This window comes from Suicoccus acidiformans (genome assembly GCF_003546865.1).
In the GTDB taxonomy this organism is placed as follows: Bacteria; Bacillota; Bacilli; order Lactobacillales; family Aerococcaceae; genus Suicoccus; species Suicoccus acidiformans.
Map to the genome: position 1 here is coordinate 1,228,450 of NZ_CP023434.1, position 13,225 is coordinate 1,241,674.

A 13,225-nucleotide genomic window follows, 5' to 3' on the forward strand; every position below is an offset into this window, starting at 1 on the left:
AACACGTCGCTCGATATAATTCGAGGGACGTGTTTTTGACTATTAAACTTTACCATATTCACTGACTTTGACAACGGGTTGTCCCTTGACGTTGTAGACCCATTCTTTCACCTTTTTGCCATCAGCCATGGTTACTAGCAGGCGATCGCGGTAAGGTTCAGCTAACTCATCAAATAAGTAAGTTTCGTCATCTAGGCCAAGCTGCTTGCGTTTGGCTTCGATTTCTCCTGGGCTCAACTTCTGATAGGAACGACTTGGTAACTCCCCTTCGATTTCTCTTTCTTCGATACGGTACACATAATTATCGTCATCATAGAGAATTTCTAAGGCACCAGAATTCGTGCGAACATGTTGGACATCTTTATAATGCTCCTTGTGAAGTTCCCACCAAGTCTCGATTCCCTTCAGCGCTTCTTCTTCTGTTTTATAGGAACCGTGCTCCTTACGGACGTTATCCCGTTTGTTAATCCAATAATTGGTGTAGACTGTTTGGCTCATTCCAATACCTCCTCTGCAATATAGTCTATCATATCACATAATTATTAATTTTCTAAGAAATATGTTCGAAAAAAGACACTGCCGAAGCAGTGACTTACTAGAATGGCTTAGCGAGTTTTGCCGAAGTAGGCATTAATTCCATTGACTAAACCTTGAACCAATTTCTGTGATAGGTTGGATCGGTAATGCGGTTAAACTCGGCGTGATGGTACATGAAGCATAATTCTACCAAGGTAACTGGTACGTCTGTTGTACGCGTTACGTGTAAGTTTTGTGGGCGTGCTCCCATGTCACGTGCCCCTGTCTCACGAATTAAAGCATTCTGAATCGATTGTGATAAACGACGTCCTTCAGGGATAATATTCGTACCATGGTGATGTGGTATTGTACGGTAGCCTGGCTCATCAATTGATGGATCGTGGTATAGCGTTACAATCCCTTGAGCTGTTCCTGGAATAGGCATCGCATTATGGTGAATACTAATATAGGCGTCTGGCATAATTTGGTTTGGTTCTTTCCGGCGATCACGTAAGTCGACGTAGGCATCTGTTGTACGTGTTTCATGAACTACATAACCTTGTTGTCTTAAGCAATTCGCTAATTGATGCGTGATGTTTAAGTTTAAATCTTTCTCGGCAACACCTCGGTTCGCCGCGCCTGTTTCGCGACCACCGTGTCCTGCATCAAGATAAATAACATTAACGGCTTGGGGTACTTGAAGGGCTGAACCAAATGGTACGTAGCCGGCGATATGACCATTAGCATTCACTAATTCAAGATAAGTTGTCCCGCCTTGCGTTACTTCACGGTTTACGCGGAAAAGTTGGCTGAAGTAGTCGTTAGTACTCAATTGACGTCCACCAGCGCTTAAGCTTGTCAAGAATGGCTGGTTTTGATCGTTAATCTTCACATCATAATTAACTTGTCTAACTGTACCATTCACGTATGGTTGTTCAGTTGATGGAACGCTTGGAGCCACTAGACGGGTCGCATTCGACGTATTTGCTGAAGAAGTTGAACCTGTTGGTTGGCTAACAATCAGTTTATCACCTGCGTAAATATAATTTGACGACAAGTTACTCCATTACTTTAATCGCTCAACCGTTACACCGTTTGCTGAAGCAATGCGATATAAGTAATCATCTGGGCGGACAGTATAGGATTTCGCCGGTGTTTGTTGACTTGCTGGTGTCGTTGGCGTTGTTTGAGGCGCTGATGTCGCTGTTTGTGTAGAACTTGGCGCAGAGACAACTAGGCGGTCGCCAGGGTGGATTAAGTTGGAAGATAAGTTATTCCACTGTTTTAACTGGGCAACGGTTACGCCGTTTTGTTGGGCGATGCGATTTAAGTAGTCGCCCCTATAAGTTTTGTTCGTTGCGTGGCTTTGATTCGCTGTTTGTTGAGGTACACTTTGATTGTTTGCTGGTGCTTGAGTTGTTGGTGTGGCTACATGCAATTGATCACCAGAGTAAATATAATTTGATGATAAATTATTTCATTGTTTTAGTTCGTTTACGGTGCCCCCATAATTATTAGCAATGCGATATAAATAATCACCCGGTTTAACTGTATAGACCGAGCCAGAGGCAGTATTCGCTATTGTCGTTTGCCCTGTATTCGCTTGAAGCGTAGTAGTCACGGTGCTTGCTGGTGTCTCTTGAACAGCAGGTTGAGTTGTTGGATCAGGTTTACTTAAGTTTAAGCTGGTACCTGGATAGATAGAGTTGAGTTGAGACCGTTTAATGATTGTAACTCAGATACTGCCATGCCATTTTTGGTGGCGATAGAATACAAGGTATCACCGGCTTGAACTTGGTGTGAAGTTGGTAATTCATGAGCAGCTACAGCGTTAGCGACCATACCAATTGCCGTCAATGCGACAAGTAATACGGACGGCATAACCCACTGCCCTTTTCTTTTATAAAGTTTAGTGCGATGCATATTTTCATTATTAAAATTCATTCTTTTATCGGTAAATGATACATCCTCCAAACTTCTCGTGTTCACTTTCCAAGGCCTAAGCGGGCTAAATTTAGAATTGGAATGAGCTAAAATTTAAATATAAATAAGCGTCAATCACTAATGATTACTTAGTAATTGACGCTTAAATTATTTCTTCACAAATTCAGACTTTAACCCAACGCGGCCTACACCATCAACTTTAGCGTCGATATCATGACCGTCAGCAGAGTCTGGCACAAGGCGGATGCCTTTAACTTTGGTCCCTTGTTTAATCGTTTGAGTAGCCGACAACTTCAAATCTTTAATAACGGTAACTGTGTCTCCATCTTCAAGGACATTTCCGTTAGCGTCACGGATCAGCAAGGCTTCTTCAGCTGCTGACATATCAGCGTCGGTCCATTCATGGGCACATATCGGGCAAATATACATAACGCCGTCCGTATAAGTCAAATCAGAATCACATTGTAGGCAATTTGGTAGGTTTGTTTCCATGTCTAGTCTCCTTCATCATTAATCGGATTGAGCAAGTTTCCTCTCTAAGCGATTCATCAGCTGAGATACTGTAAACGTCAGAATAAAATAAATTAAAGCAGCAAATAATAGGGGCGTAAACGTTGTATACGTTGCTCCACGTACAGTATCAGAGGCGAACATTAAGTCACGAATACCTAAAACCGAGACAATGGACGTCTCCTTAATTAACACCGCAAATTCATTCCCAATCGCTGGCAGAATATTCTTGACGGCTTGGGGTAGAATAATTTTGCGGAAGGTAGTAGATTGATTTAAGCCAAGTGCTCTAGCGGCCTCTGTTTGGCCTGAGTCAACGGCTTGAATCCCACTCCGCATAATTTCACTCATATAGGCTGTAGAATTAATAGTAATCGCCATAACAGCTGAAACAAAGTCATCTAAATAAATGCCAAACATCGGCAAGCCAAAGTATACTAAATATACTTGCACAAGTAAAGGCGTCCCCCGAATAACCTCTACATAGAAACGGCAAATGGTATTAAAGAAACGATTGCTAGATAGGCGTCCTAAAGCCATTAAAGCCCCTAAAGGCAAGGATAGAATCACCGAAGCGAAAGCTAGCGAGATAGTGTAAACTGTTCCATCAATAAATAAGGGGAAATACTCCGCAATAATTTGCATATTTTATCACATCCTTAACAAAAAAATTCTCTATACCCACCCATAGATGAGTATAGAGACGTTGAATACGTGGTACCACTCTAATTCAGTAAGCGACTGCTTACCCTCTTAACATTAACGCTGTTACACGAGAAAGTGTCGAACACTCTCTGATCTCCTTGGTGCGGTTCAATAATTGCATCCTTGCAAGCTTCCACCGTCCTTGCATCGCTCTATTTCAACAATTACCTACTCTCCAGTTCATCGATGACTTAGAGTTATTCTAGGCCAATCCGTTGGGAAAGTCAATGCTAAATTAAAATTGGTTAAGAAAAAATTATGCTGATTGGATAAAATCCTTGATTTCATCCTCAGACATACTGCTGTCACTGCGCACACTAATGGTGTCGCCTTGACTATAGAGTAAACTTGGGACAGTTTTCATATCGTAGGTTTCTCGTAAAGCATTAACTTCGTCCAATTGCTCAGGTTTTTCTGAATCGAGAAAATAAGCCGGGCGATTCGCTTCTTTAACCACAGCACTGAGCTTAGGAAGAAATTTCTGGCAATAAGGACAAGTAGAACGGCCTACAAATAAAATGGTCTCCTCACCTGACTCAATCGCTTCTTGCGCTGCTTCAGGTCCAACTTCTTCAAAGTGATCTGCAATTAATTGCTCAAATCTTTCTGAATTCATCTTAACACGCTCCTTTTCTATATTTTAGCTCAATTGTTCATAAATAGATAGCAATATGCTACAGCAAGTCAATATCATCTTTCGTTTCCCGTTCCTTGCGCCTTAATCTTAAATTGACTAGTAGGAGAATACAGCCGATGATAATGATGCCTAAGCCTAAGTAAGTAAAAATACGTGTTTCCCCTGTATCTGGTAGTGAAATACTTCCTTTGCCCTGCCCTTTCGGCTGACTCGAATCACTCGAATCGCTTGCCATCGCAGCCAAAGTATCTTTATCCTTCGGTTTAGGTAGGTCTTTAATGTCCGTTCGTTCTTTCGGACGGTTTAATCGGTTTTTCAAGTAATCCAAGTGGCGAGCTTGAGGCTTGCTGATAAAGTCATCATCTTCTTCACCAAGGGATACCGCAATCTCGTCCAAGTCACCGCTTTCCCCTTTGGGACCAACTTCCTCTAGAGCTAAATCAGCGTCGTCTGTTAAGCTGAAATCTTTACCGGACATATCCTCAGAGAAGCCACTGCCATAACTATTATTCACCCGCCACCTGCCATCCTCATTCAAGAAGACCAATTTCATTTGATAACGACGGTGGAGCTGTTGGACTTGTTGGATGGATGCGTCATCATTTAGCTGGTGTTCATTTAAGTAATTCACTAGGTGATCTTGAATCTTCCCGAAACTGGCTGCATTAATTTCATAGAAATAAGCAAATTGCTTTTCCTTTACCTCAATTAATTGCAGGAAGGCGTCTTCCACTAATTCAATTTGGCGATTCCCTTGATATAATTTAGCGGCTCTTTGGGCTTGCTTTTCTACATCGGTTAAGGTCAGCTTTTCTTTGAAAGAGAGCTTTTCAATGGCTTCATCCGTCAAATAAGCCGATTCTCCTTCATAAGGAATCAGTTCCTCGTCCGCTGTTTGAGCGACAGCTCGCTGATAACTTGCGTAAATATCTTCAAAGCGTACTTGGCGATATGCTTGGGGGACGAGCTTGCTCAAATATTGATCGATTTGGACCAAGTAATTCTCCAATGGGAGCGTGTCTTGATCGATTAAAATTTGCTCAGCAGGAATATGTTCCACAGAGTACGGATAAAGCAAGCATTGATTATATTCACTGTCGAAAGGACTCGTCTCATCCAAAGGCTCACTCAATAAATTCTCGTATTCATAGACGGCCTGATCGTAATCTTTCTTGATGATGTCTCGTTCTGCTACCCGTTCATGGATTAATTGCTCAATCTGTTGCAAATAAGTTTGCCAGCTTTGGACTTGTTCATCTTGTTCAATCAGCTGGAGTTGCTCGTCCGGATGTAAATTGGGGAAATTCTCATCATTATGCCAATACCAATCATATAGTTCCTCCAAAAGTACATCCATTTGCGCTTGAGCTGATGCTAAGGAAGTTTCTCCTTCATTTTCTAATTGATAAATCTCGGCATTAAGTTCTTGGTAGGCTAAGTCTAGCGCTTCAAGACGTTCTTGAACTTCTTCCAAGGCTAGTTCTTTTTGAAGGGTTTGCTCAGTTTCGTGAGGGTTTTGCCCTGATAGCGTAATTAAGCAAGCGCCCCGCTCATTTTGCAAGTTCAAGTTCGCCACGCCCTGCTCCTCAGCAGCTTGGACATCGATCGGTTGTGATAGGCTTCCGGCAAGTAATAAAGGAATCAGACTAAGTTTTTGAAGTTTTTTCATGGTTTTCCTCCTTAAAAAAAGTGTCTACTTACATATACGCAAATTAAGGCAGAAAACCATGTATTAAAATGAAAAATAGTGAAAATGTTTAAAGAAAGATTTCCTTAATGCTTTAATATCAGGTTATATTTTATGTTATTATAATATACTTGCAAGAAATATACTTATTGCATTTTTTATCAAAACACCCATTTCCCTAAAAATAGCACTTATCATCCCAAAAAAGATAACCCCTAGCCGTTTTTTGCTAGGGGTCAGATTCCTGCCTTAATCTAAATATGGGACGACTTCTACGTTATCGGTATAAGTTGTCATACGCTCTGTCAGGACATCAAAGTAATAATCGGCATCCCAGAAACCATAATCGGCTGCTTCGGCAAGTGGCACAACAAGGTATTGGGCTGACTCGGGCAGACCTAAGTTATAGGTCGGCATGAAACGCATGCCTTCTAAGGTTACATCTTCCCCTTTAACGCGGAAAGTGTATTCGATAATCCCACCAAGTTTCGTATCTACTTCATACTGGCCTGAGAGGAAATTAGCATGGGAGTAAATTCCCCCTTGACTCTCATTCGGTTGTGCGAAAGGTTGCAAGACGTGTGGATGGCCTCCGAGCACGAAATTTGCGCCGGCATCCCAAGCGAGTTGGAAGTTCTCCTCTTGCCATTCATTCGGATAGTATTCATATTCTTGTCCCATATGGTAATTCACAATGGAAATATCAACCATCTCATTAATCCGTTCAATTTCAAGTGGAATTAACTCTTGATCAATTTGCGTAAAGAGATACGGCTCGTCTTCAGGAATATAATTACCATTAGCGTCATTGGCATAAGATAAGAAGCCAACTTTTACATTGCCCACTTCAATGATACGTGGCGTATTATAATCTTCCCAACTGTCATAACTTCCAAAATACATCATATCCCGTTCTTGCAGGGCATCGATAGAAGCATGGGCCCCTTCTGCCCCAAAGTCAAGGGTATGGTTGGTGGCGTTATTAACAATATCTACGCCGACATCTTGCAAGGCATCAATAATTTCTTCGGGTGCATTAAAGAAAGGATAGCTAGAGACACCTAATTGGTTCCCGGCTGCAATGACTTCCAAGTTTGCGGTAGTAATATCTGCTCCCCCAATGTATTTAGCAACCGGTGCAAACATTGACGAAAAGTCATAACCATCGCCTGTATAAGCGGCTTGATAGACGGTGTCATGAATTAAGATATCGCCGATGGAGCGAATGGTGACCGTTTGGTCTACCGCTGGATCCGGTTCTTCGAAGCTTACGACTTCTTGGCTTTCACTGCTAGCAGAGCTCTCATCGACTGCGGTATTCTGCCCTTGGCAGGCAACAAAGAGTATACTCAATAACAAAAGGAAGCTTATTTTAAAGTTTTGAGCAAATTTCTTCATGTCAATCTCCTACATTATTCAAATTCGACCAAAAGGTCTCCTGCACTGATACTGTCTTTTTCTTGAACATGAATACGTTTAATGGTGCCAGCTTCAGGCGCCTTAATAGCAGTTTCCATCTTCATCGCTTCAGTGATTAAGAGTGTTTGGTTCTGTTGAACACTGTCGCCTTCTTTGACTTCAATCTTATACACCGTTCCTGGCATCGAAGCACCAATATGCTTCTCGTTCGCTTTATCAGCTTTCGGCTTAACGGTTACACCTAAGTCAACGTTCAGATCCATAATTTCAACAGTTTCAGGTAAACCATTCAATTTAAAGTATACGGTTCGGTGGCCATCACTTTTAACCGGGCCGATACTTGTTAATTCAACGAGTAACGTCTTACCTGGTTCTAGTTCAACAACCAGTGGCTCGTTCACTTCTAAGCCGTAGAAGAAGGCTGGGGTTTCAATAATACTCACATCACCGAAATCTTCTACAAAGCTTAAGTAATCCTTGAATACTTTAGGATACATGGCGTAACTTAAACGCGAGGTTTGATCAATGTCTTTATAGATTAAATCACGGAATTCATCGTCTTTAGCTTCAAAGTCATAAGGTTCAATATGGTTACCTGGACGGTCAGTATAGTAAGCAAGATCCTTTAAGACCACATCGCGTAACCGTTCATTCATACCACCAGCTGGCTGGCCAATATCACCTTTGAAGAAGGAAACGACTGAATCAGGGAAGCTAAGGTGTTGCCCTTCAGTATAAACACTTTCTTCATCTAAATCATTCTGAACCATAAACAGAGCCATATCCCCGACAACTTTCGAAGAAGGCGTTACCTTCACAATGTCACCAAAGAGCAAGTTTACCCGGTGGTACATATCCAACACTTCACTGTAGCGTTCACCTAAGCCTACAGACTGGGCTTGCATAGCCAAGTTACTGTACTGGCCGCCAGGCATTTCATAGTCATAGACTTTAGTCCAAGTAGTTGTTAAATCACTTTCAAAAGGCTTGTAATAGCTGCGCGTGACTTTCCAATAGTTCTCCATGACGTCATTTGCTTTCACATTCACGTTGACTTGGCGATCCGTTCCTTGACGGGCATAGAATAAAGCATTGCCATCAGGCTGGGCATTCTGACCGGATAAGGCAGCGTTGGCAGTATCCACAATATCCACGCCTGCATCAATGGCTCGTGAATAAGTTTGAATAGCATTGCTTGCGGTATCATGACTATGCAGATGAATCGGAATAGAGACTTCATCTTTCAAGGCACTGATTAATTGGTGGGCTGCTTCTGGTTTTAAGATGCCTGACATATCTTTAATGCCTAGCAAATGAACCCCAAGACTCTCAAGCTCTCGGGCCATCTTGACGTAATAATCAAGGGTATACACTTTAGATCGTTCAGGATTCAATATATCCCCGGTATAGCAAATCGTTCCTTCAACAAGCTTGCCTGTTTCTAAGGCCGTGTCGATAGGTAATTTTAGCGATTCGATCCAGTTCAAGGAATCGAAGATGCGGAAGACGTCAATGCCTTCTTGGGCGCTAACCTTAATAAAGTTCTGGACAACATTATCAGCATAGTTCGTATAACCCACAGCATTGGAAGCACGTAAAAGCATTTGGAAAGGAATATCCGGGATTAACTTTCTCAACTCTTGTAAACGGTGCCAAGGACTTTCTCTGAGGAAATTATAAGCCACATCAAAGGTAGCTCCGCCCCACATCTCAAGGGAGAAGTAGTCCCGCATGGTTTCATTTATAAATGGCGCAATGGTGGTCATATCAATCGTCCGCAAACGCGTCGTTAAGACGGATTGATGTGCATCCCGCATGGTTGTATCGGTAAGTAAGACATTCTGCTCACTAAGCACGGCCTTAACCACGGCGTCCGGCCCGTCTTGATCTAAGATATGTTTGAAAGTACGATCAATGTCTGTTTCATATTTAGCTGACCACGGATTCCCTTGTTTATTGCGAGATTCCCGGTGAATTCTTTGAGGACGTCCTGGTAAGGTTGGTACCTCACGCTTGGCAAATTGTGGTTGCTTGTCCTTATCGACCCCTGGGAAGCCATTAATCGTTACATTGGCTAAGTATTTGAGAACTTTATTCCCACGGTTTCTTGGTGGGAGGAAATCGAATAATTCCTGATTATCATCGATAAAAGTCGTCGAATAGTCACCAACAATGAAGGTTGGGTGTTGGATAATATTCTGTAAGAAGCGAATATTAGTCTTTAAACCAACGATACTAATTTCATCCAGTGCCCGGCGCATCTTATCGATGGTACCATCTTTAGTGGTTGCGTAAGTTGAGATTTTCACCAATAAAGAGTCATAGTACGGGGTAATAACCGCTCCGCCATAAGCGTCCCCAGCATCGAGACGTACCCCAGCCCCGCCCGGAGAGTGGTAACCGATAATGGTTCCTGAATCTGGTGCGAAATTATTCTGGGGATCTTCAGTCGTAATCCGACATTGGATGGCATAGCCATTAGTTGTGATTTCTTCCTGGCTATTGATACTAATAATTTCACCAAAAAGATTTTGCCCATCAGCGATTAACAGTTGGGCCTTAACTAAGTCTACCCCTGTGATTAATTCGGTAATGGTATGTTCTACTTGAATGCGGGGGTTAACTTCAATAAAGAAGAATTCATCGCCTGAGACTAAGAATTCGACCGTTCCAGCGTTAACATATTCAGCATACTCCATTAATTGAATCGCAGCGCCAGCTAATTGTTGGCGCATATCATCGCTTAAACTAAAGGATGGGGCTACTTCAACGACTTTCTGATGGCGTCTTTGAATCGAGCAATCCCGTTCATAAAGGTGAATAATATTGCCATGGGTATCACCTAGAATTTGCACCTCAATGTGTTTCGGATTGGTAATATAGCGTTCAATATATAATTCGTCATTACCGAAACTGGTTAAAGCTTCTGAGCGCGCACGTTCGTATGCTTCGGGAACATCCTCACTTGCTTGAACAATCCGCATACCCTTTCCGCCCCCACCACTTACAGCTTTAATAATGAGGGGATAGCCATGTTCTTCACCAAAGGCAAGAACTTCATCCAGACTGGAAATTTTGCCTTCTGAACCAGGCACTACTCGTAGGCCGGCAGCTAATGCGGTCTCACGGGCGCGGGTTTTGTTGCCAAACATATCCAAGTGCTTTAATTCAGGTCCAACAAAGATGATGCCCTCTTCTTGACAGCGACGGGCAAAGGTTTCGTTCTCACTTAAGAAGCCGTAGCCTGGGTGAATTGCATCCACATGCTTGGCTTTGGCTAAGCTAATAATACCTTCAATATCTAAATAGGCATCGGTTGGTGATAAACTTTCCCCGATTAAATAGGACTCATCAGCCTTTTGGCGATGCAAGGAACCTACATCTTCCTTAGAATAAATCGCAACTGTTTGGATGCCTACTTCTTGACACGCACGAATGATGCGGATCGCAATTTCCCCACGGTTTGCAATTAACACTTTATTAATACGATTCATTGACATTTACTTACCTCCCAATATTACTGCCATAAATTAAGCGAAGCGGCTTCAGCCTCTTCCTGGGCTGATCTCAATAGTTCTTCATAGGAATTATTCGGCGGATTGAAATAGCGAACTGTGCCAAGACCTTCTTGAAGCAACTTTTCACTGATTAATACATCATCAGCGTAAACATAGGCTAAGAGTCGGTGATAATCATCGGTAGCTGGACCAATATCCAGTTCAACATACACCTGCTCGGCCTCCTCCAATAATTGCTGATTACGCTTTAAAGCTGCCTCAGCATACGGCTCTGGCCCTTCTGCTTGATTATAGTTCATTTCTGGCGTGTCAATCATTAAATAACGTACCCGAATATCATCGTCTCCGAGCTTGACGGTAATCGTGTCACCGTCTTGGGCACGAACAAAGTCAACAGGTATACGTTTCAATTCAGGTAGAACGTCATAATTACTGCCATCGAAGGCTTGAATAATTTCAGTCATTTCAGGATCGCTAACCTGGTCCTTGGTATAATCAAAATCCAATAATTCAGGCGAGAAGACCGCTATAAGTATTACAATAAGTATAGATAGCATTAACGACGATTTGGATTCTTGCTTACGTGTTCCTTCTTGCTTTGAGGAATGCTGACTCACTTAAACACCTACTTTTTTCTAATTTATTTTTCATTTCGCTAAGCTTACTACAGTATAGCATATTTTAAAAGAGAATCTTCTCAAAATATACAAAAAATCTCCCGATTTGAGCCGACCCCCAAAAGTTAGACCAAAAAATCTAACTTTTGGGGGTATTTTTATGACCAAGTATAGTTTAGAAACGAAACTTCAAATTGATACTGACTACGAAGCTGGAAAAGGCGGATTTAGGACTTTAGCGAAAAAATATCAAATCGCTCAGTCAATAGTGAAACGATGGATCCATAATTATCAAGATTTCGGCTTAGAAGGCCTTCAAGTTAAGTCAACAAGACAGTCTTATCCTTTAGAAACCAAGCTATATGCGATAGAATTGTACTTAACTACAGAGTTAAGCTATCGCGAAGTCGGTGTCCAATTAGGGATCAATAATCCAAGCTTAATCGCAAATTGGATGCGAGCCTTTAAGGAAGACGGTATTGATGGCTTATCTAGACCAATAGGGAGGCCAACTACCATGTCTAATTCACAGAAAAAGAATCCACAAAATCCCAAAAAGACGCCTTTACCGAGTGATCCAGATGCCTTAAAGGAAATCATTAAAGAACAAGAAGAACGCATTCAAATGCTAGATATTGAGAATAAATTTTTAAAGGAATTGAGGAGGTTGCGGGAAGCAGACAAGCGGCAACACGACAACAAGAAGTGATGGCCATCCGTAATCTCCATGAGTCTACAGAGTATTCTTTGACGCTGATACTGAAGACTTTAGATTTTCCTAAGGCAACCTATTATTATCAATTAGAGTGTTTGAATAGACCCAATAAAGACGAAGCATTAAAAGAAGAAATTCTTGATATTCGTCAAGCACATGAAAACTACGGTTATCGCCGTGTTCATGCGGAGTTACGTCGTCGTGGTTATACCGTCAATAAGAAAAAAGTTCAACGATTGATGAAAGAAATGAATCTACAAGTGACCTCATTTACTCGAAAATCACGGAAATACAACTCCTATCAAGGTGATATTGGTGAGAAAGCACCTAACCGCTTAAATCGTAGATTTACAAGTTCTATTCCACACCAAAAAATTGTGACGGATACAACGGAGTTCCATTATTATGAAGCTGATGATTCAGGACAGTATCAATTGAAAAAGTTGTATTTAGATCCCTTTATTGACTTGTTTAATCTGGAAGTCATTAGCTATAAAATCTCAAAACAACCTAATAAGGAAAGTATGATGGAAGCCTTCGAAGAAGCCGTTGAAGCTACAAAAGATTGCCAATTTAGACGAACCTTTCATTCGGACCAAGGCTGGGCTTATCAAATGAACGACTATCAACAATTATTGAAAGATCATCAGATTTTCCAGAGTATGTCCCGAAAGGGAAATTGTTTAGATAATGCGCCGATGGAGAACTTCTTCGGCATCATGAAACAAGAAATGTTTTATGGGAAAGTTTATCGTAGCCGTAGGGAACTGGAACAAGCTATCCACGACTATATTCGTTACTACAATGACGATAGGATTAAAGAGAAATTAGGCTATTTAAGTCCTGTTGAATACAGACAACAACAATTACTTTTAAGTGCCTAAACATGTCGCAAATCACCTAACCTCAATGGTTTCACAAACCATCCAGACTTATCAAGAGCCGCTTCGCTCTTCC

The 13,225-nt window shown here is 41.7% G+C and carries 12 protein-coding genes and 1 pseudogene; 1 reads left to right on the forward strand and 12 read right to left on the reverse strand.

The annotated features are described in order from the left end of the window. Window positions 1–42 precede the first annotated feature (42 nt). The 12 genes from CL176_RS05840 to CL176_RS05895 all read right to left on the reverse strand — a co-directional run bounded on the left by CL176_RS05840 (window position 43) and on the right by CL176_RS05895 (window position 11,553). A complete protein-coding gene (locus CL176_RS05840; RefSeq protein WP_118990451.1) occupies window positions 43–498 on the reverse strand; it encodes a hypothetical protein in 456 nt (151 codons plus the stop codon). A 145-nt stretch (window positions 499–643) separates the two neighbouring features. Continuing rightward, the gene (locus CL176_RS05845) at window positions 644–1,573 is read right to left on the reverse strand and encodes an N-acetylmuramoyl-L-alanine amidase family protein (RefSeq protein ID WP_118990452.1); all 930 of its coding nucleotides are present in this window, start codon (window positions 1,571–1,573) and stop codon (window positions 644–646) included. A gap of 9 nt (window positions 1,574–1,582) precedes the next feature. Continuing rightward, the gene (locus CL176_RS05850) at window positions 1,583–1,954 is read right to left on the reverse strand and encodes a LysM peptidoglycan-binding domain-containing protein (RefSeq protein ID WP_118990453.1); all 372 of its coding nucleotides are present in this window, start codon (window positions 1,952–1,954) and stop codon (window positions 1,583–1,585) included. A 39-nt stretch (window positions 1,955–1,993) separates the two neighbouring features. Continuing rightward, a complete protein-coding gene (locus CL176_RS12250) occupies window positions 1,994–2,137 on the reverse strand; it encodes a LysM peptidoglycan-binding domain-containing protein (protein WP_162890848.1) in 144 nt (47 codons plus the stop codon). A 59-nt stretch (window positions 2,138–2,196) separates the two neighbouring features. Continuing rightward, window positions 2,197–2,397 carry a LysM peptidoglycan-binding domain-containing protein gene (locus CL176_RS05860; RefSeq protein WP_162890849.1) on the reverse strand — a complete coding sequence of 67 codons (201 nt, stop codon included), beginning with the start codon at window positions 2,395–2,397 and terminating at the stop codon, window positions 2,197–2,199. 210 nt (window positions 2,398–2,607) lie between these two features. Beyond that, window positions 2,608–2,952, reverse strand: a complete 345-nt coding sequence (locus tag CL176_RS05865) for a zinc ribbon domain-containing protein YjdM (protein WP_118990456.1) — start codon at window positions 2,950–2,952, stop codon at window positions 2,608–2,610. Window positions 2,953–2,970: 18 nt separating this feature from the next. Beyond that, on the reverse strand, window positions 2,971–3,615 hold the full coding sequence (locus CL176_RS05870; RefSeq protein WP_118990457.1) for an amino acid ABC transporter permease: 645 nt from the start codon (window positions 3,613–3,615) through the stop codon (window positions 2,971–2,973). 316 nt (window positions 3,616–3,931) lie between these two features. Next, the gene (locus CL176_RS05875; RefSeq protein ID WP_162890850.1) at window positions 3,932–4,291 is read right to left on the reverse strand and encodes a DUF6568 family protein; all 360 of its coding nucleotides are present in this window, start codon (window positions 4,289–4,291) and stop codon (window positions 3,932–3,934) included. Between the two features lie 58 nt (window positions 4,292–4,349). Next, window positions 4,350–5,981 carry a hypothetical protein gene (locus CL176_RS05880; RefSeq protein WP_118990458.1) on the reverse strand — a complete coding sequence of 544 codons (1,632 nt, stop codon included), beginning with the start codon at window positions 5,979–5,981 and terminating at the stop codon, window positions 4,350–4,352. 267 nt (window positions 5,982–6,248) lie between these two features. Then, window positions 6,249–7,397, reverse strand: a complete 1,149-nt coding sequence (locus tag CL176_RS05885; RefSeq protein ID WP_118990459.1) for a CapA family protein — start codon at window positions 7,395–7,397, stop codon at window positions 6,249–6,251. 14 nt (window positions 7,398–7,411) lie between these two features. Continuing rightward, on the reverse strand, window positions 7,412–10,912 hold the full coding sequence (locus tag CL176_RS05890; RefSeq protein WP_118991579.1) for a pyruvate carboxylase: 3,501 nt from the start codon (window positions 10,910–10,912) through the stop codon (window positions 7,412–7,414). Between the two features lie 23 nt (window positions 10,913–10,935). Then, window positions 10,936–11,553, reverse strand: coding sequence for a thermonuclease family protein (locus tag CL176_RS05895; protein WP_118990460.1), 618 nt, complete (start codon window positions 11,551–11,553; stop codon window positions 10,936–10,938). Between the two features lie 160 nt (window positions 11,554–11,713). Between CL176_RS05895 and CL176_RS05900 the strand changes: the two are divergent. Then, window positions 11,714–13,152: pseudogene (locus CL176_RS05900) on the forward strand (IS3 family transposase). Window positions 13,153–13,225 lie beyond the last annotated feature (73 nt).

Bases quoted from the DNA above. Each gene is read 5' to 3' on its own strand.
- CL176_RS05840 (WP_118990451.1), bottom strand. From the start codon at position 498: ATGAGCCAAACAGTCTACACCAATTATTGGATTAACAAACGGGATAAC.
- CL176_RS05860 (WP_162890849.1), bottom strand. From the start codon at position 2,397: ATGCCGTCCGTATTACTTGTCGCATTGACGGCAATTGGTATGGTCGCT.
- CL176_RS05865 (WP_118990456.1), bottom strand. From the start codon at position 2,952: ATGGAAACAAACCTACCAAATTGCCTACAATGTGATTCTGATTTGACT.
- CL176_RS05870 (WP_118990457.1), bottom strand. From the start codon at position 3,615: ATGCAAATTATTGCGGAGTATTTCCCCTTATTTATTGATGGAACAGTT.
- CL176_RS05875 (WP_162890850.1), bottom strand. From the start codon at position 4,291: ATGAATTCAGAAAGATTTGAGCAATTAATTGCAGATCACTTTGAAGAA.
- CL176_RS05880 (WP_118990458.1), bottom strand. From the start codon at position 5,981: ATGAAAAAACTTCAAAAACTTAGTCTGATTCCTTTATTACTTGCCGGA.
- CL176_RS05885 (WP_118990459.1), bottom strand. From the start codon at position 7,397: ATGAAGAAATTTGCTCAAAACTTTAAAATAAGCTTCCTTTTGTTATTG.
- CL176_RS05890 (WP_118991579.1), bottom strand. From the start codon at position 10,912: ATGAATCGTATTAATAAAGTGTTAATTGCAAACCGTGGGGAAATTGCG.